This window comes from Prevotella sp. P5-64, from assembly GCF_002251285.1.
Taxonomy (GTDB): Bacteria; Bacteroidota; Bacteroidia; order Bacteroidales; family Bacteroidaceae; genus Prevotella.
The window spans coordinates 25841-48371 of the sequence record NZ_NPJK01000042.1; the positions used below are offsets into that span (position 1 = coordinate 25841).

General features: G+C 56.2%; 14 protein-coding genes. 4 read left to right on the forward strand and 10 right to left on the reverse strand.

All coding sequences use genetic code 11. From position 1 onward, the window contains the following. Positions 1-5 precede the first annotated feature (5 nt). The 7 genes from sufB to CIK87_RS08050 form a co-directional block, all read right to left on the reverse strand. Positions 6-1451: a Fe-S cluster assembly protein SufB gene (gene sufB / locus CIK87_RS08020; protein WP_022309873.1), complete on the reverse strand. Its 1446-nt coding sequence runs from the start codon at positions 1449-1451 to the stop codon at positions 6-8. 168 nt (positions 1452-1619) lie between these two features. After that, positions 1620-4517, reverse strand: coding sequence for a translation initiation factor IF-2 (infB, locus tag CIK87_RS08025; protein WP_094386756.1), 2898 nt, complete (start codon positions 4515-4517; stop codon positions 1620-1622). A 34-nt stretch (positions 4518-4551) separates the two neighbouring features. Continuing rightward, complete coding sequence (gene nusA, locus CIK87_RS08030; RefSeq protein WP_022309871.1) at positions 4552-5817, reverse strand: transcription termination factor NusA; 1266 nt, start codon at positions 5815-5817, stop codon at positions 4552-4554. A gap of 3 nt (positions 5818-5820) precedes the next feature. Continuing rightward, positions 5821-6288 (reverse strand): ribosome assembly cofactor RimP, encoded by a 468-nt coding sequence (gene rimP, locus CIK87_RS08035; protein WP_094386757.1) that lies wholly within the window; start codon positions 6286-6288, stop codon positions 5821-5823. 201 nt (positions 6289-6489) lie between these two features. Further along, the gene (locus CIK87_RS08040) at positions 6490-7497 is read right to left on the reverse strand and encodes a 2-oxoacid:ferredoxin oxidoreductase subunit beta (RefSeq protein WP_022309869.1); all 1008 of its coding nucleotides are present in this window, start codon (positions 7495-7497) and stop codon (positions 6490-6492) included. Positions 7498-7515: 18 nt separating this feature from the next. Next, the gene (locus CIK87_RS08045; protein ID WP_094386758.1) at positions 7516-9414 is read right to left on the reverse strand and encodes a 2-oxoacid:acceptor oxidoreductase subunit alpha; all 1899 of its coding nucleotides are present in this window, start codon (positions 9412-9414) and stop codon (positions 7516-7518) included. A gap of 38 nt (positions 9415-9452) precedes the next feature. Beyond that, positions 9453-11114 carry a nucleoside kinase gene (locus CIK87_RS08050; protein ID WP_094386818.1) on the reverse strand — a complete coding sequence of 554 codons (1662 nt, stop codon included), beginning with the start codon at positions 11112-11114 and terminating at the stop codon, positions 9453-9455. Positions 11115-11191: 77 nt separating this feature from the next. Here CIK87_RS08050 and CIK87_RS08055 point away from each other — a divergent pair, with 77 nt between their 5' ends. Beyond that, positions 11192-12901 carry a Na/Pi cotransporter family protein gene (locus CIK87_RS08055; protein ID WP_022309866.1) on the forward strand — a complete coding sequence of 570 codons (1710 nt, stop codon included), beginning with the start codon at positions 11192-11194 and terminating at the stop codon, positions 12899-12901. A gap of 1243 nt (positions 12902-14144) precedes the next feature. Here the strand turns inward: CIK87_RS08055 and CIK87_RS08060 are convergent. The 3 genes from CIK87_RS08060 to CIK87_RS08070 all read right to left on the reverse strand — a co-directional run bounded on the left by CIK87_RS08060 (position 14145) and on the right by CIK87_RS08070 (position 19270). Next, the gene (locus tag CIK87_RS08060) at positions 14145-15410 is read right to left on the reverse strand and encodes a Y-family DNA polymerase (protein ID WP_094386759.1); all 1266 of its coding nucleotides are present in this window, start codon (positions 15408-15410) and stop codon (positions 14145-14147) included. Positions 15411-15414: 4 nt separating this feature from the next. After that, positions 15415-16074 (reverse strand): LexA family transcriptional regulator, encoded by a 660-nt coding sequence (locus tag CIK87_RS08065; RefSeq protein ID WP_022310450.1) that lies wholly within the window; start codon positions 16072-16074, stop codon positions 15415-15417. A 1213-nt stretch (positions 16075-17287) separates the two neighbouring features. Beyond that, positions 17288-19270, reverse strand: coding sequence for a glycoside hydrolase family 97 protein (locus tag CIK87_RS08070; protein ID WP_094386761.1), 1983 nt, complete (start codon positions 19268-19270; stop codon positions 17288-17290). A 64-nt stretch (positions 19271-19334) separates the two neighbouring features. Here CIK87_RS08070 and CIK87_RS08075 point away from each other — a divergent pair, with 64 nt between their 5' ends. From CIK87_RS08075 to CIK87_RS08085, 3 genes are all read left to right on the forward strand, one after another. Beyond that, entirely contained in the window at positions 19335-19559 is a 225-nt protein-coding gene (locus CIK87_RS08075; RefSeq protein ID WP_144008153.1) for a hypothetical protein, read from the forward strand. 78 nt (positions 19560-19637) lie between these two features. Next, on the forward strand, positions 19638-21866 hold the full coding sequence (rnr, locus tag CIK87_RS08080; RefSeq protein ID WP_094386763.1) for a ribonuclease R: 2229 nt from the start codon (positions 19638-19640) through the stop codon (positions 21864-21866). Further along, positions 21863-22513, forward strand: coding sequence for a hemolysin III family protein (locus CIK87_RS08085; RefSeq protein ID WP_022310455.1), 651 nt, complete (start codon positions 21863-21865; stop codon positions 22511-22513). Before rnr ends, CIK87_RS08085 begins: the two co-directional genes overlap by 4 nt. Positions 22514-22531: the final 18 nt, after the last annotated feature.

Consider the following 22531-nt stretch of genomic DNA (forward strand, 5'->3'; position numbering starts at 1 on the left):
ACGGTCTAACCTACGGTTCCTTCGAGTGATACACTGAGCAGTTTCTGAGCCTCAACGGCAAACTCCATGGGCAGCTTGTTGAGCACCTCCTTGGCATAGCCGTTGACGATGAGACCTACGGCCTGCTCGGTGGGTATGCCTCGCTGATTGCAGTAGAACAACTGGTCTTCCGAAATCTTGGAGGTGGTAGCCTCGTGCTCCACGATGGCTGTGTCATTGTGGATATCCATATAGGGGAAGGTGTGGGCTCCGCAGTCGGAACCCAGCAGCAACGAGTCGCAGGAACTGTAGTTGCGGGCGTTGTCTGCATTGCTGGTGGCGCGCACCAGTCCGCGGTAGGAGTTCTGGCTGTGTCCGGCAGAGATACCCTTGGAGATGATGGTGCTCTTGGTGTTCTTGCCCATGTGTATCATCTTGGTACCGGTGTCGGCCTCCTGATAGTGGTTGGTGACGGCAACCGAATAGAACTCGGCCTGAGAACCGTCGCCACGGAGGACGCAGGAAGGATATTTCCATGTGATGGCCGAGCCAGTCTCGACCTGGGTCCAGCTGAGCTTGGAGTTGTTGCCCCGCAGGTCGCCTCGCTTGGTCACAAGGTTGAGCACGCCGCCCTTGCCGTGCTCGTCGCCGGGGTACCAGTTCTGCACGGTGGAGTATTTGACCTCGGCGTTGTCCTTGACGATAATCTCGACGATGGCAGCATGGAGCTGGTTCTCGTCGCGCATGGGTGCGGTGCAGCCCTCGAGGTAGGACACGTAGCTGTCGTCTTCGGCTACGATGAGCGTGCGCTCAAACTGGCCCGTGTTGCGGGCGTTGATGCGGAAGTAGCTGCTCAGCTCCATCGGGCAGCGCACGCCCTTGGGGATATAGACGAACGAGCCGTCGCTGAAGACGGCACTGTTGAGTGCTGCAAAGAAATTGTCGCGGTAGGGAACGACCGAGCCCAGGTACTCGCGCACCAACTGGGGATGCTCCTTGACGGCTTCGCCGATGCTGCAGAAGATGACTCCCTTCTCGCGGAGCTGCTCCTTGAAGGTGGTCTTCACCGACACGGAGTCCATGATGGCGTCGACGGCGGTGCCGCTGAGCGCGAGCCGCTCTTCGAGGGGTATGCCGAGCTTGTCGAAGGTCTTCTCGAGCTCGGGGTCTATCTTGTTGTCCTTGGGCTTCTTGGCGAGCGGGTCGGCATAGTAGGAGATGGCCTGGTAGTCTATCTCCGGCAAATGCACGTGGCCCCACGTGGGCTGGGGCTGGGTGAGCCAGTAGCGGAATGCCTTCAGGCGGAAGTCGAGCAGCCACTCGGGCTCTCCCTTCTTCTGCGAGATAAGGCGCACCACATCCTCGTTGAGTCCCTTATCGATAATATCTGTATGCACATTGGTGGTAAACCCGAACTCGTACTTCTGGTCGGCCACCTGTCTTACAAACTCATTTTTCTCTTTGTCTGCCATTGATTTAATGTGTCATGACATATGAGCGAACGGGCTGGATACACATCTCCCCGATACACTCTGTCGTATTAACCATGATAGTGACACCCTCTTCTACGAACAGGATGCCACTACCTATATTTCCGCTTATAGCCTTATTAAGTCAATAGTATGGCTATCCTGCCGGACTTAGAGCTTCTGCTCTACCTCTATCTCGGTGAAGGTCTCGAGGATGTCGCCCTCGAGGATGTCGTTGTAGTTGACCAGACTGATACCACACTCCATACCTGTGGGTACCTCCTTCACATCGTCCTTATAGCGCTTGAGCGAGTCGATAGGAGCGGTCTTGACCACGATACCGTCGCGGATGACGCGCGCCTTGTCCTTGCTGTGTACCTTGCCTTCGGTAACGAGACATCCGGCAACGGCACCCACCTTGGAAATCTTGTAGACCTGGCGCACCTCTACCTGTCCGGTGATGATTTCCTTCTTCACCTTGTCGAGCATACCCTCCATGGCAGAGGTTACGTCGTCGATGGCGTCGTAGATGACGGAGTAGGTATTGATTTCTACGCCTTCCTGGTCGGCGAGCTTACGCGCGGCAGCCGAAGGACGTACCTGGAAGCCCACGATGATGGCATCGGACGCGTCGGCGAGGGTAACATCGCTCTCCGAAATCTGGCCCACAGCCTTGTGGATGACGTTGACATTGATCTTCTCTGTAGAGAGCTTGATGAACGAGTCGCTGAGAGCCTCGATACTACCGTCGGTATCACCCTTGACGATGATATTGAGCTCCTTGAACGAGCCGAGGGCGATGCGGTGGGAGATGTCGTCGAGGGAGAGTCGCTTCTGGGTGCGCAGACCCTGCTCGCGCTGCAACTGCTCGCGCTTGTTGGCTATCTCGCGCACCTCCTGCTCGGTATCGAGCACGTGGAAGGCATCGCCGGCAGTGGGCGCACCGTTGAGACCCAGGATGATGGCGGGCTCGGCGGGCTTGGCACTGTCGATGCGCTGGTTGCGCTCATTGAACATGGCCTTGATGCGTCCCCAGCTGGTACCGGCTATCACGTAGTCGCCCACCTTGAGGGTACCGTTGCCAATCAGCACGGTGCTGACATAGCCGCGGCCCTTGTCGAGCGACGACTCGATGATGGTGCCCACAGCCTTGCGGTTGGGGTTGGCCTTGAGGTCGAGCATGTCGGCCTCGAGCAGCACCTTCTCCATCAGTTCGTCGACACCGATGCCCTTCTTGGCACTGATCTCCTGGCACTGATACTTGCCACCCCACTCTTCGACCAGCAGGTTCATGTTGGCGAGGTCCTCGCGTATCTTGTCGGGGTTGGCTCCGGGCTTGTCTATCTTGTTGATGGCAAACACCATGGGCACGCCGGCAGCCTGGGCATGGGCGATGGCCTCCTTGGTGGTGGGCATCACAGAGTCGTCGGCAGCGATGATGATGATGGCGATATCGGTAACCTGGGCACCACGGGCACGCATGGCGGTAAACGCCTCGTGGCCAGGGGTATCGAGGAAGGTCACCTTGCGGCCGTTCTTCATCGTCACGCTATAGGCGCCGATGTGCTGGGTGATACCTCCGGCCTCGCCGGCTATCACGTTGGTGTTGCGGATATGGTCGAGCAGCGAGGTCTTACCGTGGTCTACGTGGCCCATCACGGTAACGATTGGCGCACGCGACACGAGGTCGGCTTCGTCGTCTTCCTCTACGCTCACGGCTTCCTGAACCTCAGCACTCACATACTCGGTCTTGAAGCCGAACTCCTCGGCCACCAGATTGATGGTCTCGGCGTCGAGGCGCTGGTTGATAGACACCATGATGCCTACGCCCATGAGGGTAGAGATGACCTGGGTGACGCTCACGTCCATCATCGTGGCGAGCTCGCTCACGGTAACAAACTCGGTGAGTTTGAGCGTCTTGCTCTCCTTGCGCTCAGCCTTTGCCTCCTGGGAGAGCTTCTCCTGGACGGCCTCTCGCTTCTCCTTGCGGTACTTGGCGCCCTTCTTGTTCTGGTTCTTGTTGGTAAGGCGGGCAAGCGTCTCTTTCACCTGGCGTGCTACGGCTTCGTCGTCTACCTCGAGAGGCTTCTGGTTGCGCTTGCGGTTCTTGACATTCTTGCCGTTGCCACCGTTGTTGGCGTTGTTGGCGTTGTTGGCATTGGGGTTATTGTTGTTGCCGTTACCGTTCTTCTTCTTGTTGCGGCCGTTGTTGCTCTCAGCCTCGGCGTTGATGTCCACGCGCTCCTTTCCTATGCGCTGGCGCTTCTTCTTCTCGCCGTTCTTGGCCTGTGCCTTTTCCTCACGCTCCTTTCGCTTTTCCTCCTTGGTCTTCTTCTTGGGTCGGGTGCTCTGGTTGATGGCGTCAAGGTCTATCTTGCCCAGCACATTGACCTTGGGGGCATTGGGGTTCTTGGCTTCGGTGGGGAGCTTGAAGACTCCGGCTGTGGCAGGAGCCATCTCGGCGGGAGCCTTTTCCTGGGCAGGAGCCTCGGGAGCCTTCTCGGCCACGGGGGCTGCGGAGGGCTTCTCTTCCTTCTTCTCTGCCACGGGTGCAGCCACAGGCTTCTCGGCCTTGGGGGTCTCCTTGGCTACGGGCTTTTCCTCCTTGGGTGCTTCCACCTTGGGTTCGGCTTTCTTCTCTTCCGGTTTCTGACTTACGGCAGCGGTCTTACTCTCGGTATTGTCGGAGGCAGGAGTAGCAGCTGGCGCGGGTGACTTTGGCTTCTTATTGAGGCTGTCAAGGTCTATCTTGCCAATCACATTAAAGGTCTGCGACTTGGTCTTCGGCTGTGCTTCGGCGGTCTGCTTCTTGTCCTCGGCAGCCTGCTTCTTCTCTTCGGCAGCCTGCTTCTTGTCCTGTTGCTTCTTGTGGGACATCAGCTCTGCCTTGTTTCTTACATCAGCATCTTGCTTGAACGCTTCGAGAAGAGCATTGTACTGCTCGTCGTTCAGCTTGAAGCTGGGCTCTGACTTCACTTCGCCCAGTTCTTTTCTCTTCTCCAAGAACTCCACTGCCGTCTGGAGTCCGATGTTCAGTTCTCTTAATGCTTTATTTAATCTGATACTCATTAATTACCTCTTCCTTTCTCTTAATTGTTTTCTATTATTGTTCAAATTCAGCACGCAGCACATCGAGCATGTGGTCGACGGTCTCTTCTTCGAGGTCGGCCTTCTCGATAAGCATCTCGCGTGGAGCCGAGATTACCTGCTTGGCTGTGTCGAGTCCGAGCGCCTTGACAGCGTCGATAACCCACTGGTCGATCTCGTCGGAGAACTCGTCCAGATAGATGTCTTCCTCGACCTCGTTGCCTGTAACGTCACGGAATACGTCGATGGTGTACTCGGTGAGCAGCGAAGCCAGCTTGATGTTCATACCGCCACGACCGATAGCCAGGCTGACCTCCTCGGGCTGGAGATAGACCTCGGCCTTGTGCTCTTCCTCGTTCACGCTGATGCTGTTGATACGTGCAGGACTCAGCGCACGCTGGATATAAAGCTTGGTATTGGCGGTCCAGTTGATGACGTCGATGTTCTCGTTGCCCAACTCATGCACGATGCCATGCACGCGGCTTCCCTTGACTCCCACGCAGGCTCCTACGGGGTCGATGCGGTCGTCGAAGCTCTCAACGGCAACCTTGGCGCGCTCGCCGGGCATGCGGGCAATCTTCTTGATGACAATCAGACCATCGGCTATCTCGGGCACCTCGGCCTCGAGCAATCGCTCCAGGAACTTGGGGCTGGTACGGCTCAGGATGATCTTGGGGTTGTTGTTGTCATTGGTCACGCGCTCTATCACGGCACGAATGGTCTCGCCCTTGCGGTACACATCGGAGGGTATCTGCTCTGCTTTGGGCAGGATGAGCTCGTTGTTCTCGTCATCGACAAGAAGTACCTCACGCTTCCATATCTGGTATACTTCGGCAGAGATAACCTGGCCCTCGCGGTCCTTATATTTATTATAGAGCGAGTCGTGCTCCAGCTCCAGTATCTTGGACGCCAGGGTCTGGCGGAGGGTAAGGATGGCGCGGCGGCCGAACTTGGCAAAGTTCACGCTCTCCGAAACGTCCTCGCCCACCTCGTAGTCGGGCTCAATCTTGCGGGCGTCGGTCAGGCTGATTTCCTTATTCTCGTCCTGCACCTCACCGTCGTTAACGACCACGCGGTTGCGATAGATTTCGAAGTCGCCCTTGTCGGGGTTGACAATCACGTCGAAGTTCTCGTCGCTGCCGTAAATCTTGGCCAACACGTTGCGGAAGCTCTCTTCAAGCACGCTCACCAGTGTGGTGCGGTCTATGTTCTTAGTATCCTTAAACTCCTTGAAGGTATCAATCATACTGATTGTCACCTCGTTTGTTTTCTTTGCTGCCATAGCTTATTTGAAACTTATTAAGTATTTAGTATATTTCACCTTATCCATCTGATAGTGGTGGTCGACATCCATGAGCTGGGGGCGCTTCTTGCCCTCTACCTTTACCTTCTCGCTCACGCTGACCACAAAGTCGTTGCCGTCAACGCTCTTCAGCGTGCCGCGCACCTTGATACCGTCGGCATCGAGCACCTCGACCTCTTCGCCAATGAAGTTGATGTATTGCTGGGGAACCTTGAAAGGCTGGCCCAGGCCGGCTGAACCCACCTCAAGCTCGTAATCTTCTTCATCACGGCTCAGATGGTCTTCGATAAACCTGCTCAGCTCTACGCAGTCTTCAATCCACACGCCATCGGCATGGTCGATTTCGACTACGATACGGTTGTCTGTACTAATCTCTACATCCACGAGGAAATACTCCTTATCCTTAAGCCATTCCTCTACTACGCTTTTTACAACGTTTTTATCTATCATACGGTTATTATTAAAAAATGAGGAACTCCGGTTGGAGTCCCTCATTCCACTGAACGATGCAAAGTTACGCATATTTTCCCAACTCTGCAAATGTTTTCGCTTGTTTTTCACCAAGATGCCTTATATTTCACCATCTCGGGGCCGAAGGAGAGTATCTCGGCACCGGCGGCGGTAAGGGTGGATGGTGCGGAGATGACGTTGCTACTTCACCTCCCAGATGTCGTTGGTCTCAAGCAGTTCCTCAAAGTTGTGATAAGGCTTCTGGGCCTTGACTTCTTCCACCTGCTGGTTGACGCAGCTGTCGTAGGTAGGAGCCTCGACATCGCGTATCACGCCGAGAGCCACGGGGAAACCGTGCTCATTGTCCATCATGGCGAGCTTGAGCTGCAGGGTGTTGTCCTCGCAGTGGCTGTCGTGTACGAGGATGTCGTCGAGGGTATAACCGTCGCGTCCAATCTCGACCACCTTGAGTCCGAAGCCTTCCTGCACGAGTCCATATTCATGGTTTTCGCCGAAAACCAGCGGCTTGCCGTCTTCCACGTAGATGGCGTTGCGGCTACGACCTTCGCGGGTATAGATGGGAGCATAGCAACCATTGTTGAATATCATGCAGTTCTGCAGAATCTCGCACACCGAGGCTCCCTTGTGCTGGTAGGCACGCTTGAGGATTTCCACAGTGCCGGCACCGTCGTTGGCCACAGCTCGGGCGAAGAAGCGTCCGCGGGCGCCAAAGCAGAGTTCGGCGGGGCGGAAGGGGTCTTCCACCGTACCATAGGGCGAAGACTTGGAGACGAAACCGCGTGGCGATGTAGGACTGTACTGACCCTTGGTGAGTCCGTAGATACGGTTGTTGAGCAGTATCATGTTGAGGTCGATATTGCGGCGCATGGCGTGGATGAAGTGGTTGCCTCCGATGGCCAGTCCGTCGCCGTCGCCGCTAATCTGCCATACGGCGAGGTCGGGGTTCACTATCTTGGTACCGGTAGCAATGGCTGCCGCACGTCCGTGGATGGTCTGCATGGCATAGGTGTTGACGTAATAGGGCAGACGGCTGGAGCAACCTATGCCGCTGATTACTGCCGTCTGATAGGGAGGAACGCCCAGTTCGGCCATGGCTTTGTGCAGACTGGACAGGAAGAAATGGTCGCCACATCCAGGGCACCATCGTGGCTGCCCTTTCTTGTAATCGTTGGCTGTATATTCGTTCATAATGACTTCTGTTAAGGGTTAAGCGATGATGTTGTCCTCATAGGTGAGGCCGGTCTTGGTGCGGTTGGGCGCAAGCAGTATCTTCTCAAACTCTTCGGTGAGCTCGCTGACCACAAAGGGCTGGCCCTTCACCTTATTATATTGGTAGGGCGAGAAGTTGTTGATGCGTATACGCAGCAGCGCAGCCAGCTGACCCAGATTCTGTTCGGCCACCACTACCTTGGGATAGCGGTTGAGCACCTCGACGGTATTGTGAGGCAGCGGGTTGACATACTTGAACTGTGCCAGTGCCACCTTGTAACCCTTGCCACGCAGTTCCTTGAGCGTGGAGAGCAGATGGCCGTAGGTCGAACCGAATCCCACGATGAGCAGTTCAGCGTCGTCCTTGTCGCCCTGCACCTCGAGGTCGGGCACTTCGATGCGAGCCACCTTGCGCGAGCGCAGATGGTCCATCAGATCGTGGTTCTCGGGCTCGGTCGATATGCTGCCGGTCTTGCCGTCCTTCTCCAGTCCGCCCAGAATGTGTGTATAGCCTTCCTGTCCGGGTATAGCCCAATAGCGCACACAGGTTTCGGGGTCGCGCTGATAGGGGGTATACCTGTAGCGCTGGTCGCTGGTGGCATAGTGGGGATGTATCTCGGGCAGGTCGTCCATCTTGGGCAGACGCCATGCCGCCGAACCGTTGGCGATGAAGGCGTCGGTGAGCAGCACCACGGGGGTGAGATGCTCCAGGGCTATCTTGGCTGCCATGTAGGCTGCCGAGAAGCAGTCGGTGGGGCTGGTGGCAGCGATTACGGGCATGGGACTCTCTCCGTTGCGGCCGTAGAGCACCTGCAGCAGGTCGGTCTGCTCGCTCTTGGTGGGCAGACCGGTCGAGGGACCGCCACGCTGAACGTCGATGATGACCAGCGGCAACTCGTCGATGACAGCCAGGTTGATGGCCTCGCTCTTCAGACAGATGCCGGGACCCGAGGTAGAGGTGGCTGCCAGTGCTCCGGCAAACGAGGCACCTATGGCGCTGGCGCAAGCCGATATCTCGTCTTCACACTGCACCGTGATGACGCCACACGACTTGTGCTTGGACAGTTCGTGCAGTATGTCGGTGGCGGGAGTGATGGGGTATGAACCCAGATACAACTTCAGTCCTGCCTTTTCGGCGGCGGCTATCAGTCCGTAGGCGGTAGCCTTGTTGCCGGTGATGTCCATATAGCGTCCGGGCACCTTGGAGTGGGTCTCTATGCGATAGGTGGCGGGCACGCCGGCATGGGTGTTGTGGGCATAGTCGTAGCCGGCATGCACCACGCGTATGTTGGCCTCAGCCACCTGGGGCTTCTTGCCAAACTTATGGTGCAAGAACTCTTCGGCGAGTTCAAGGTTGCGGTCAAACAACCAGCACACCATTCCCAGGGCAAACATGTTGCGACACTTGAGAATGCTCTTGTTGTCCATACCCGAGTCTTCCAGACAGTGTTTCACCATCGTGGTGATGGGGCAAGCCACCACGCAGTCGGGGTCTATGCCCAGTTCGCCCAGATAGTCGTCGGTGAGGAAATCGGCCTTGCGCAGGTCGTTGGGACCGAAACTGTCGGTGTCGATGATGATGGTGGCCTGGGGCCTCGTATACTTGTACTGGGTCTTCAGCGCAGCGGCATTCATCGCCACCAGCACGTCACAACGGTCACCGGGAGTATATACCGTGCCGTCGCCGATGTGCACCTGGAATCCGGAAACACCCGTAAGCGAGCCTTGCGGGGCACGGATGTCGGCAGGATAATCGGGGAAGGTACTGATGTCGTTGCCCACGGTGGCAGAAATGGTAGAAAAGATGTTGCCGGCCAATTGCATGCCGTCACCGGAGTCGCCAGAGAATCTTACTACAACCTGGTCCAACTCTTTGATCACGATGTCTTCTTCCATAACAGGATGTCAAGGTAAAATGAATAACTGTTTTAGTTTTAGTATTTGAATGAACTACCGCCAAGGAACTCGCGCAGCAGACTGGTGGGAGCCAGTTGACGGTAAGAGATAGCATGGAAATAGCGCAGGAACTTGAGCAGGCGGTGTGCCTCGGCATATTCCTCGCAGTTTTCGGGCACCTGCTCGAGCAGCGGTTCAGCCTGCTGCTTGATGACGGCCAGTTCGTAGAGCATGGCACTGTTGAACATGGCGTCGGCATTCTCCTGGTAGGGGAATATCCACCGTTCCTCGCCGGCGCGCACGCTGGGCCAGCGGTGTATGCTCTCCTGGGCGCTTACGCCACGATACTTGTAGTCGCGTATGATGCGGCGCAGCAACCGGTTGTCGGTCGTGGGGATATAGTTGTGCTCGTCGAGCAGGATGGTGGTGAGTGCCGACACATACACGCGGAACTTCTGCTGCTCGGGAATCTGGGCGGTAAGCTCGGGGTTGAGGGCGTGTATGCCTTCGACCACCACTATGTCATTGGGGCCCAGCTTCAGCCGTTTGCCGCTCTTCTCGCTCTTGCCCGTCTGGAAGTTGTATCTGGGCAACTCTATCTCCTCGCCCTTGAAGAGGGCATTAAACTGCTCGTTGATGAGGGCTATGTTGAGGGCGTGTATGCTCTCATAATCATACTCGCCATTGGCGTCGAGCGGAGTCTTGTCGCGGTCTATGAAGTAGTCGTCGAGCGATATCTGGAGTGGCTTGAGTCCGCAGGTGAGCAGCTGTATGCTCAGTCGCTTGCAGGTTGTGGTCTTTCCCGACGACGACGGACCGGCCAGCAGCACCAGCTTCACATCGTGGCGCGCGGCTATCTGGTCGGCGATGCGGGCTATCTTCTTCTCCTGCAGAGCCTCGTTCACATTGATGATGTCTGTGGCAAACCCCTTGTCCACGGCGTCGTTGAGGTCGCCCACGGTGCGCAGACCGATGATGTTCTGCCACTCGTGGTGCTCCTTGAACACATCAAACATCTTCTGCTGGCGGGGCATTGGGCACAACTGGCCGGGATCTTCGCGCGAGGGGACGCGCAGCAGCATTCCATCGCTGTAGGCCACGAGGTCAAAGAGATAGACCTCACTGGTGCTGGTCAGCAGGGCACCGTAGAAGTAGTCGATGAAGTCGTCTATCTGGTAGTACACCGTATAGAGCTTGCCCTGGCCTTTGAGCAGCTTCACCTTCGACATGTCGCCCTTCTCGCTGAAGAGGCGTATGGCTTCCTCGGCAGTCACCATGCGGCGGCGTATGGGCGTGTCGGCGTCTATTATCTCCTGCATGCGGCAGCGTATACGTGCCACATCGTCGGCGGTAATGTCTCTTCCCAGCTTGACGTGTACATAGTAACCCTTAGACACCGGTATGTCTATACGCACCTCCACATTGCCGTAGAGGTCGTTGATGGCCTTGCAACATATAAAAAATAAGGTACGCGTGTACGTGCGTGACCCCGAGCCCGACCGCATATCCAGAAACTCCACATCCTTGTCGTTGTAGAGCCGGTAGTGCATGCCTTGCACCTTATTGTTTACCCTTGCGCACACCGGACCATGGTCCATTTTAAGCTCCGAAGCAGAAAAAACTTCAGAAAGTGTACTTCCAACGTTGACTTTTAAAACTTTTTTATTATTTTTGCAACGTATAAGTAGCATCTGTTTCATCATTGGATAGATTCTTTTGATTGACAGGGCTAAATTAGTAATTATTATCGACTTCTTACAAACTTTTTATCAAAAATATGTCGATTTGGATTTTTTTTAAGCTTATCGGTTCATTAGCCTTGCTTATGTTTGGTATGAAAACGATGAGCGACAGCCTGCAGAAGATGGCAGGACCACAGCTGCGCCATATCCTTGGCGCCATGACAACCAACCGTTTAATGGGCATCCTTACCGGTACGTTTATTACAGCCGCGGTACAGTCGTCTACCGCCACTACCGTAATGACGGTATCGTTTGTCAATGCCGGTTTGCTCACTTTGGCCCAAGCCATCTCCGTCATCATGGGAGCCAATATCGGCACCACGCTTACGGCATGGATTATGAGCGCGGGTTTCTCTTTCAACATTACCGACTTCGTATGGCCGGCTTTCTTCATCGCTATCATCTTGATTTATTCCAAGAAGCGGAAGATGGTCGGCGATTTCATTTTCGGTATCTCCTTCATGTTCCTCGGACTGGGCACCCTGCGCCAGACGGGTATCGACATGGACCTCTCCCACAACCAGGCTGTACTCGACTTCTTCCAGAGCTTCGACCCCAACAGCCTGCTCACCACCGTGACCTTCCTCATCATCGGCAGTCTGCTCACCATGTGTGTGCAGAGCTCGGCAGCCATCATGGCCATCACCATGATACTCTGCTCTACCGGCGTGCTGCCCATCTATCAGGGTATAGCCTTGGTGATGGGTGAGAATATCGGTACCACTGTCACCTCCAATGTGGCTGCGCTCACCGCCAACGCCCAGGCCCGCCGTGCCGCCCTTGCACACATGGTGTTCAACCTCTTCGGCGTGTGCTGGATACTGCTCGTGTTCCGCCCGTTTGTCGACATGGTCTGCGGATTTGTGGGCTACGACGAGTCGCTCCACCAGGGCGACCCCGGCTTCCTCGCCAACGCCGCCAAGCTCAGCTTCGTGCTCGCTGCCTTCCACACCACCTTCAACCTCGCCAACACCTCTATCCTCGTGTGGTTCATCCCGCAGATAGAGCGACTCGTGTGCCGACTCATCAAGCCGAAACCCAATGCCGAGGACGAAGACTTCCGCCTGCGGTTCATCCAGAGCGGTATCATGAAGACCCCCGAGCTCTCAGTGCTTGAGGCGCAGAAAGAAATACAGAGCTACTCGGAGCGTATACAGCGCATGTTTGGCATGGTCAATGAGTTGCTCTACGAGAAGGATAGCGATAAGTTCATCAAGCTCTTCTCGCGCATCGAGAAGTATGAAGGCATATCAGACCACATGGAGATTGAGATAGGCAACTACCTCGACAACGTCAGCGACTCGCACCTCAGCGACGAGACCAAGGCCAAGATACGCGCCATGCTGCGCGAGATAAGCGAAATAGAGTCTATCGGCGACAGCTGTTACAACATTGCGCGCACCCTCAACCGCAAGTTCAAGAGCAAGGAAGACTTCACCGAGAAGCAGTACGACCACACGCATCAGATGTTTGGACTCATCGACTCGGCACTTACCCAGATGAACACCATGTTCAAGCGCCACAAGGAGAACTTCGACCCCAACACCTCGTTCAACCTTGAGACCGAAATCAACAACTATCGCGGACAGCTCAAGACCCAGAACATCAACGATGTCAACGAACACGCCTACTCCTACGCTTGTGGTACCATGTATATGGATATCATCCAGGAGTGCGAGAAGCTGGGCGACTACATCGTCAACGTAGTCGAAGCCCGCATGGGCGTACGCCAGCACGGCGCATGATGCGGCCCAAAACTCCGCAACCGTCACGGCTCTCATAGAGCCAGTTATCACATACCAGCCACATTCCTACAGCAACCCTGTAGGAGGTGCGATTTCCAAGCCCAGGGCAGAGGTGCAAAGCGCCTCTACCCTGGGTATATTTATAATAAGGTATAGCAACTCTGTAGGAGTTGCGATTAGCCGAAGGCGTTACCCCGACGCAAAACCATCGCTACCTATATGTAGGGGAATTATCCAACTGAGTATAACGCCTACGGCTAAGCGCAACTCTTACAGAGTAGCTATATTAGTGGGGGCATTACCCAGGGTAGCGGGCCATGCCCGCAACCCTGGGCTATGTAATCGCAACTCCGTCAGAGTTGCCGGGGGTGCGTACCAGCCACAATGGACTAACCATACATGCCCCATCGGTTCGCACCATCCACAATGGACTAATCATACATGACCCATCGGTTCGCACCATCCACAATGGACTAATCATACATGACCCATCGGTTCGCACCATCCACAATGTGCTAACCATACATGACGCATAGGTGCGTACTATCTATAATAAATGGAGGCCCGTCAGCAGCGGCAACTCTGTAGGAGTTGCGATTTCCCAGCCCAGGGTTGAGGGGCGAAGCACCTCTACCCTGGGTTAGGATATAAAAAAAGATAGCAACTCTGTAGGAGTTGCGATTAGCCGAAGGCGTTACCCCAACGCAAACCCATCACTACCTATATGTAGGGGAATTATCCAACTGAGTATAACGCCTACGGCTAAGCGCAACTCTTACAGAGTAGCTATATTAGTGGGGGCATTACCCAGGGTTGCGGGCATGGCCCGCAACCCTGGGCTATGTAATCGCAACTCCGTCAGAGTTGCCGGGGGTGCGTACCGGCCAAATGCGCTCAAATCAATCGATTTGCATTTACATTTGAACACCGTGGGAAAATGTGTATCAAACCTTGAAACACTTATTGGCTGCTCTGCATTATTTATGGCCAACGCTGCAATCCTTATATCCAACTCTGCAAAAATAATAACTGTCATGGTAATGATTATGATGGCCTCGGGGAACGGCGCGACCGTCCTTAGGGTTGTCGCGACCGCATTGGCTGCCATGGCGATGGTCATGGCGGGCTCGTGACGGTTGATACGTGAGCTCGTGACGGTTGATACGTGGGCTCGTTTCGTACGACACGAGGGCTCGTAACTTACGGTGCGCGCCGGCCATGGTAGTCTGCACGGCGCGTAGGGTCATCCCACTACGAGTATGTCTCTGATATCCGTGAGGTAGTTGGGGCTGCGGTGCTCGCATTTCACCTTCCAAGGCTGCTGCTCGTCGCCTTCGGCTGCCAGTCTGATGGTCTTCAGCCCGTAGCGCTGGTTGATGTTGTCGGTGGCTGCCATGAGCTGTGCCCGCTCTGCCCTGTTGGTGATGGGGTCGAAGAGGTCGGCTGTGGCGGCGTGGGCGGCGATGATGTCGCTCACCGTCACCCCTGCCCTCTTGTACATCACCCCGTGGTGGTAGATGTGCGCCAGCGCCTGGAGAGCGGCGGCGGTTATCTCCATGGTGTCGGCCGTATGGGTGAGCACCGTCACGGTGGCGGCATTGGCATACTGCGCCAGGTCGTCGCGAAAGGCGTTGCTGGCGATAAACACCGTGACCTGTCGCGCCACGGCCTGCTGACCTCTCAGCTTGTTGGCGCACGACGCGGCAAAGGTGGCTACCGCCGACTTGAGCTGCTCCATGCTCTCGACCATGCTGCCGAAGCTGCGCGAGGTGGTCACCGTCTGGTTGCGCCTCACCTCGGTGGTGTCTATACAGGGCTGGCCGTTGAGTTCCATCCATGTCTGCACTCCCGGTTTGGCGAGATGGCTCTTCACCCACGCCTCGCTCTTGTCTGCCAGTTGCAGCGGCGAGTGTATGCCGTAATAGTTGAGCCGCTCCAGCGTACGGCGTCCTATCCCCCACACGTCGGCGAGGTCGAAGAGCTGCAGTGCGCGGCGCCGCTTGTCGTCGCTGTCTATGCAGCACACGCCGTGGTAGCCGCAATACTGCTTGGCAAACTTGCTGCCCATCTTGGCGAGGGTCTTGGAGGGGGCTATGCCCACGCTCACGGGTATGTCGGTCCACAGGCGTATGCGCCCGGCTATGTCGCGCATCATCTCCGTCAGGTTGTGGTGGCGCTCATATCCTCCGAGGTCGCAGAAGCTCTCGTCGATGCTGTAGTTCTCGACGCGCATGATGCTCTGCCGCAGTATGTTGGTCACCCGCTTGCTCATGGCGGCGTAGAGCTGCATATTGGTCGAGAACACCCTGACCTGGTGGCGCTCCACGATGTCGCTCACCTTGAAGAGCGGGTCGCCGCGGCGCAGTCCCACGGCCTTGGCTTCGGGCGTGAGCGCCACGATGCAGCCGTCGTTGCTCGACAGCACGCACACGGGTCGTCCCTGGAGTCCCGGGTGGAACACCTTCTCTACCGAACAGAAGAAGCTATTGCAATCTACCAGTGCCCACATATCGTCAGTCTCTGGGCCGGTGGATGATATACGTCACCGTACCCCATACGCTGAAGGAGTCGGCGGGCGTCACGCGTATCTCGGGGAAGTCGGGGTTGGCGGGAACGAGCCATCCCTCGTCGCCCCGCCGTACAAAGCGCTTGAGGGTGTACTCTCCATTGAGCTCGCATACCGCCACCTCGCTCTCCGAGGGGTTGCGGCGGCTCTTGTCTACGATGACGATGTCGCCCGAGTGGATGTCGGCGTCTATCATCGAGTTGCCCTCGACGCGTATGAGATACGATGCTTCGGGGTTGGGGCAGAGCATGCGCAGGAGGTTGATGTCCTGGCTGCGCTCGTCGTTGTCGAGCGGTATGGGGAAGCCCGCCACCAGCCCTATGTCGAAGTAGGGCAGCGCGAGGTCGTCCAGTTCGGTGGCGCTCACCACGGTGCCCATCCGCCCGAGCGCTGTGGTGGCGCTGGCAGCCTGTCGGATGCATCGGGTGATAAACTCGCTCTTGTTGGGGTGGCTGTCTATCAGCGTCGCCACCTGTCGTGGTGCCCTGAAGGTAAAGAGTTTGCTGTCTGTCGATGGTCGTCCGGCGCCCTCGCGTCGTCCTCCCCGTCGGCTGTTGTGGTTGTCGTTCATATCGCGTATATTGTTTTCACAGACAAAGTTACGCATATTTTTGAATATGTATTACAGAAATCAAACATTTTTTATGATTATCTGCGTTGGGGGTGGTCTGATAATATGTGAAGTGGAATGGGGGTGCGTCGGGGGTAACGCCTTCGGCTAATCGCAACTCCTACAGAGTTGCCATCTCTTTTTATATCCTTACCCAGGGTAGAGGTGCTTCGCCCCTCAACCCTGGGCTGGGAAATCGCAACTCCTACAGAGTAGCTGCTGCTGACGGGCCTCCATTTATTATAGATAGTACGCACCTATGCGTCATGTATGGTTAGCACATTGTGGATGGTGCGAACCGATGGGGCATGTATGGTTAGTCCGTTGTGGATGGTACGCACCCCTGGCAACTCTGTAGGAGTTGCCGCTGCTGACGGGCCTCCATTTATTATAGATAGTACGCACCTATGCGTCATGTATGGTTAGCACATTGTGGATGGTGCGAACCGATGGGGCATGTATGGTTAGTCCGTTGTGGATGGTACGCAACCCCCGGCAACTCTGTAGGAGTTGCGATTACATAGCCCAGGGTTGCGGGCATGGCCCGCTACCCTGGGTAATGCACCCACTAATATTGCTACTCTGTAAGAGTTGCGCTTAGCCGTAGGCGTTATACTCAGTTGGATAATTCCCCTACATATAGGTAGCGATGGGTTTGCGTCGGGGTAACGCCTTCGGCTAAACGCAATACTTACAGCATTGCTATACCTTATTGTATATATACCCAGGGTAGCGTGCTTCGCCCGCAACCCTGGGCTGGGAAATCGCAACTCCTACAGAGTTGCTGCTGGAATGGACCTGCTATGCCTTGGGGATGATGCCCATAAAATCAGGCCAATCGCCCAACCCCACATCCATCACAATTATCAACCCCAAACCAATCGGAAACCCCACATCCATCACAAGCATCAACCCCAAACCAATCACCCGCCCCCGCATCCATCACAAGCATCAACCACAAACCAATCACCCGTCCCCGCATCCAGCACAAGTATCAACCCCTAAACCAATCACCGCATCTATATCTGCTCCTACAAAACGAATACGGATATCGCTGATTGGTCTGATATTCTTGGCAAATGCTATCAGGCAAATCAGCGATATCCGTATTTCCATCAGTATCGGCCTCGGGGCAATCGGGCAAACCCGTATGCTACGCCCGAGGCTCTGTATCGGGGCATTCCGCCGTGGCGGAGATAGTGGCGCTCTCCTACTCTACCGCCATGACAAATCCACCGCCGGGGGCGAGGTGCACCTTGAGCTTGCCGTCCTCGGGGATGGTAATCTGGCAGCGCTTGTAGTCTTCTGCCGAACGGTCGGCATTGATGCCGTCGTAGAACGCGTCGGCCTGGCGACCGGCGATGTTGAGCGGCGAGAGGTCGAGGGTGAGGTCGCGCGCGGTCCAGTTGGTGAGCGCACCCACAAACCATTTGCCGTCCTTGCGGCGTGCCACTGCCACATACTCACCTATCTCGCTCTTGAGCGGGATGGTCTCGTCCCAGACGGTGGGTACCGACACGATAAATCGGGTGCACTCCTCTTCCTGGTTGTAGTGGGTGGGCGAGTCGCAGAGCATATTGAGGGGCGAGAGGAAGACCACATACTGCGCCAGCTGGTGGGTGCGGGTGCCCTGGCTCATAGGCCGTGAGTTGTTGGGGGCATAGGTGGTCTGGGTGCCGTTGATCATGGCTCCCTGGGTGTAGTCCATAGGTCCGGCGAGCATGCGGGCAAAGGGTACGGTGACATCGTAGAGAGGCTGGTTGTACTCCTTGATGGTACACCACTTGGTCTGCTCCTGTCCGTTGACGCCCTCAAAGTTGATGACATTGGGATAGGTGCGGTTGAGTCCGGTGGGCTTGTAGGTGCCGTGGAAGTCGATGAGCAGGTGGTACTTGGCGGTCATCGCGGCGGCACGGTAGTGGAAGTCTACGATGCGGGCGTCGTCGCTGTTGATGAAGTCGACCTTGAAGCCCTTGACTCCCATCTCCGAGTAGTGCTTGCACACGCGCTCCATGTCCTTGTCGAAGGGATAGTAGCCGGCCCAGAGGATCACGCCGACGCCCTTGGCCTTGCCATAGTCTACGATGGCCTTGATGTCTATGCCCGGCACGATGGCGAAGAGGTCGTTGCGACGGCGCTTGGCCCATCCCTCGTCGAGGAGGATGTACTCTATGCCGTGGCGGTGGGCAAAGTCGATGTAGTACTTATAGGTTTCGGTGTTGATACCGGCCCGGAAGTCTACCTTGTATACTCCCCAGTCGTTCCACCAGTCCCAAGCCACCTTGCCGGGGCGTATCCATGAGGTGTCGGCGAGGCGAGAGGGTGAGGCAAGGCGGTATACCATGTCGTTGTCGAGCAACTGCTCGTCGGCAGTGGCATAGCAGATGATGCGCCAGGGGAACTGCTGCTGCGCATGGGCCTTGACGAGATAGTTCTCGCGACCTGTGGGCAGCTGCTCGAGCAGTCGGTAGCCTCCAATCTTGATGCCGCTGGGATAGGGGGCACACACGCCGGTGAGCTCGGGCGTCTTGCCGTTGCCCAGCCAGAAGAGCCCGGGATAGTGCTCGACATCGCTCTCTGCCACGCAGAGCCGCACGCCCTTGTCGGCCTCGACGATGAGCGGGGTGAAGATGAGGCGGGTGTCCATGAGCTGTGACAGCGCGGTGTGGGTATAGTTGTTCTCAAACGAGTTGTGGAGCTGGTCTTCGCGGTCGCCACTGTCGCGCACATAGGGTATCTGCGCTTTCCAGTCGCGGGCAAAACGCATCTGCGCCTGCTCGTCGTTGATGGTAACCTCGCTCTTGAGGGTCGAGGCGAAACGGTAGGCCATGCCCTCGTCGTAGAGGCGGAAGATGAGGTCAAATCCCTCCTTGAACTGGAGGCGCAACTGGTTGTAGCAGTCGCTCACCTCGTTGCGCTTGTAGGCAAAGGCGGCTATCTGGCCACGGTGGGTTGTCTTCACGGCACGGCGCAGATGGGAGTTCTCTCCCCATGTGCCTCTGTCGGTCTTGAGGGCTATGGCCGAGGGCAGCACGAGCTGCTGGCTGGCGTCCTTGAGACTGTACTTGATGACTGTGCCTACCTCTACCTGGGCGGTAAGCTGCCCGTTGGGCGATGTGACGGTATAGCTCTTGGCCATCATGACCAGCGCCACCATCAGAAGCCACAATGTGGTAATTCCTCTTTTTTTCATGAATTAGTTGTGCTCTGTAAAAGTGGTTATAAATATTCGTATGGGACAAAGTTAGATAAAAAACTTGAATTGCGAGATGCTTTCTACCAAGAAATTGACTGAGGGAGTGACGATTATGTGCATTTTCCTAATTTCGGCGCGCGTCGGGGGGCTGGCGACGCCATCAGAGGGGCTTGCCGCCACCGTAGGGGCAAGGGCAAGGGGCAAGGAGACTGCCTACACCTTATTAATATATATGGCGGAGGGCGGCATCGTCGTCACCATAACGGCAGGGCTGACGAGGGTGTAACCGAAATTTATCAACTTTTTCTTCGTTATATCATTTTTTTTCCCTTAATTTGCAATATAATTCTAAAACACTACCATTATGGGAAAAGCAAAGAAAGGCGGGAAGCGCATCACCAAACGGCAGCTGTCCGAGATGCTGGTTAATTTCTTCTCCGCAAATCCGGAACGAGTCTATACATTCAAAGAGATATTCAGAGCCCTACACCTGGACACCCATCCTGCCAAGATGCTGGCAGTAGACACGATGGAAGAGATGGCGTGGGACGACTTCCTCGTGCGCACGTCCATCAACTCGTATCAGCTCAACACCAAGGGCCAGGTACAGGAAGGCGTATTCAGACGGAAGTCTAACGGCAAGAACTCATTCGTACCCTCCGACGGCGAGCAGCCCATCTTCGTGTCGGAGCGCAACTCCATGGGCGCGCTCGACGGCGACAAGGTGAGGGTATCGGTGATGGCGCGTCGCCAGAACCATATCAAGGAGGCCAAGGTGATAGAGATACTGGAGCGCAAGAAAGACACCTTCGTGGGCAAGCTGGTGGTAGGCAAGGACATCGCCTTCCTGAAGACCAACGACAATCTGGCGCGCGACATACTCATCCCCAAGAAGAGGCTGAAGAAAGGTCAGACCGACGACAAGGCGGTGGTAAAGATTGTGAGCTGGCCCGACGAGGAGCACACCAACATGATAGGCGAAGTGGTGGACATCCTGGGCAAGTGTGGCGACAACGATGTGGAGATGAACACCATCCTCGCCCAGTACGGACTGCCCTACCGCTACCCCAAGGCTGTGGAAGATGCCGCCGACAAGATAACGGGCGAAATCACGAAGCAGGACGAGGCCGAGCGCGAGGACTTCCGCAACACCTGGACCTGTACCATAGACCCCAAGGACGCCAAGGACTTTGACGACGCGCTGTCTATCAAGCGCCTCGACAACGGACTCTGGGAGGTAGGCGTACATATCGCCGACGTGTCTCACTATGTGCACGAGGGCGACATCATAGACCGCGAGGCCGAGCGTCGCGCCACGTCTATCTATCTGGTAGACCGCACCATCCCCATGCTGCCCGAGCGGCTGTGCAACTTCGTCTGCTCGCTGCGCCCCGACGAAGACAAGCTCTGCTACAGCGTGGTCTTCAACCTCGACGAAGACGCCATGGTAAGAGACTACCGCATCGTGCATACCATCATCCGGTCTAACCGCAGATATGCTTATGAAGACGCGCAGAAGATACTGGAAGACAACGGAGTGGTGGATGGCACCGGCGAACCGGCTCCCAAGCCCAAGGACGGCAAATACCGTGGCGAGAACGCCGAACAGATAGTGACTCTCGACAGACTGGCCAAGAGGCTGCGCGCTGCCCGGTTCAAGAATGGTGCAGTGAAGTTTGACTCAGAGGAACTGCGCTTCGACATCGACGAAAAGGGCAAACCCATACGCTGCTACTTCAAGCGCTCAAAGGACGCCAACAAGCTGATAGAGGAATTCATGCTGCTCGCCAACAGGACTGTGGCTGAGAGCGTGGGCAAGACGGCGAAAGGCAGGAAGGCCAAAACGCTGCCTTACCGCGTACACGACAACCCCGACCCACAAAAGATGGAGACGCTGCGTGAGTTTATAGCCAAGTTCGGATACAGGGTAAAGACCGACGGCACCAAGAAAGCCATGGCAAAGAGCATCAACCGACTCATGGAGGAATGTGACGGACACCCCGAGCAGAACCTGATACAGAAGGTGGCGCTGAGAGCCATGATGAAGGCCAAATACACCACCAAGAACATAGGCCACTTCGGTCTGGCGTTCGAATACTACACCCACTTTACCAGTCCCATCCGCCGCTATCCCGACACCATGGTCCACCGCCTGCTCACCCGCTACGCTGAGGGCGGCCGTTCGGCCAACGCCAAGCACTATGAGGAGCTCTGCGAGCACTGCTCTGACATGGAACTGGTGGCACAGAACGCCGAGCGCGACTCCATCAAGTACAAGATGGTGGAATTTATGGGCGACCACCTGGGCGAGCAGTTCGACGCCCACATCAGCGGCATCACAGCCTATGGCATCTATGCCGAGATAGACGAGAACCACTGTGAAGGCATGATACCCATGCGCGACCTGGACGACGACTACTACGAGTTTGACGAGCGCAACTTCTGCCTCGTGGGCCGTCGTCGCCACCACAAGTACCAGCTGGGCGACGCTGTGCGCATCCAGGTGGCCAAGACCAATCTCGAAAAGAAACAACTCGACTTCACGCTTGTCGGCAATGACAAGCCCGTGGTCAAGATGCGCCATAGGAGATGAAGATAAAGTACACGCACACAGAGGAACTCTGGAACTCGTGGAGCCACGCCGGCGGCATCATGCTCGGCGTGGTGATAGGCACCATCTTTCTGGTATGGTGCGCCCAGGCCCACAACGGCTGGGCCACGGCGGGCGTGATACTCTACCTCTTTGGCATGCTCTGCTCCTATACGGCATCCACCGTCTACCACGCCCTCAGCGCCAAGTCTGTATGGAAAGAGCGGCTGCGCCGATGGGACCATGCTGCCATCTACTGGCACATAGCCGGCTCCTATTCGCCCATCACCCTCGTGGCTCTGCGCGATGAGGGCTACTGGGGATGGGGATTGTTTGTCTTCGTGTGGCTCTGCGCCATCACCGGCACCATCATGGCATTTCGCAAGCTCAAGGCCCACAGCAACCTCGAAACTCTGTGCTTCGTGCTGATGGGCCTGTCGGTGCTGGCAGCCTTCAAGCCGCTGATGGACGCCGTGAGTACCTCGGCAGTGGTATGGCTTATCGCCGAGGGAGTGGCCTATATCACCGGCGCGCTTTTCTATACGCTACACAAGCGGCAGTACAACCATACCATCTTCCACTTCTTCGTGCTCCTCGGTTCGGTGTGCCATATCATCTGTGTATGGGATGTGCTGATGCAGTATATCTAACTCTATAAAATATAGCTT

Coding starts and splice junctions, on each gene's coding strand:
- nusA (WP_022309871.1), bottom strand. CDS start 5,817: ATGGCAGCAAAGAAAACAAACGAGGTGACAATCAGTATGATTGATACC.
- CIK87_RS08045 (WP_094386758.1), bottom strand. CDS start 9,414: ATGGAAGAAGACATCGTGATCAAAGAGTTGGACCAGGTTGTAGTAAGA.
- CIK87_RS08085 (WP_022310455.1), top strand. CDS start 21,863: ATGAAGATAAAGTACACGCACACAGAGGAACTCTGGAACTCGTGGAGC.
- CIK87_RS08065 (WP_022310450.1), bottom strand. CDS start 16,074: ATGCGTAACTTTGTCTGTGAAAACAATATACGCGATATGAACGACAAC.
- CIK87_RS08040 (WP_022309869.1), bottom strand. CDS start 7,497: ATGAACGAATATACAGCCAACGATTACAAGAAAGGGCAGCCACGATGG.
- rnr (WP_094386763.1), top strand. CDS start 19,638: ATGGGAAAAGCAAAGAAAGGCGGGAAGCGCATCACCAAACGGCAGCTG.
- CIK87_RS08055 (WP_022309866.1), top strand. CDS start 11,192: ATGTCGATTTGGATTTTTTTTAAGCTTATCGGTTCATTAGCCTTGCTT.
- CIK87_RS08060 (WP_094386759.1), bottom strand. CDS start 15,410: ATGTGGGCACTGGTAGATTGCAATAGCTTCTTCTGTTCGGTAGAGAAG.
- CIK87_RS08050 (WP_094386818.1), bottom strand. CDS start 11,114: ATGAAACAGATGCTACTTATACGTTGCAAAAATAATAAAAAAGTTTTA.
- CIK87_RS08070 (WP_094386761.1), bottom strand. CDS start 19,270: ATGAAAAAAAGAGGAATTACCACATTGTGGCTTCTGATGGTGGCGCTG.
- sufB (WP_022309873.1), bottom strand. CDS start 1,451: ATGGCAGACAAAGAGAAAAATGAGTTTGTAAGACAGGTGGCCGACCAG.
- rimP (WP_094386757.1), bottom strand. CDS start 6,288: ATGATAGATAAAAACGTTGTAAAAAGCGTAGTAGAGGAATGGCTTAAG.
- infB (WP_094386756.1), bottom strand. CDS start 4,517: ATGAGTATCAGATTAAATAAAGCATTAAGAGAACTGAACATCGGACTC.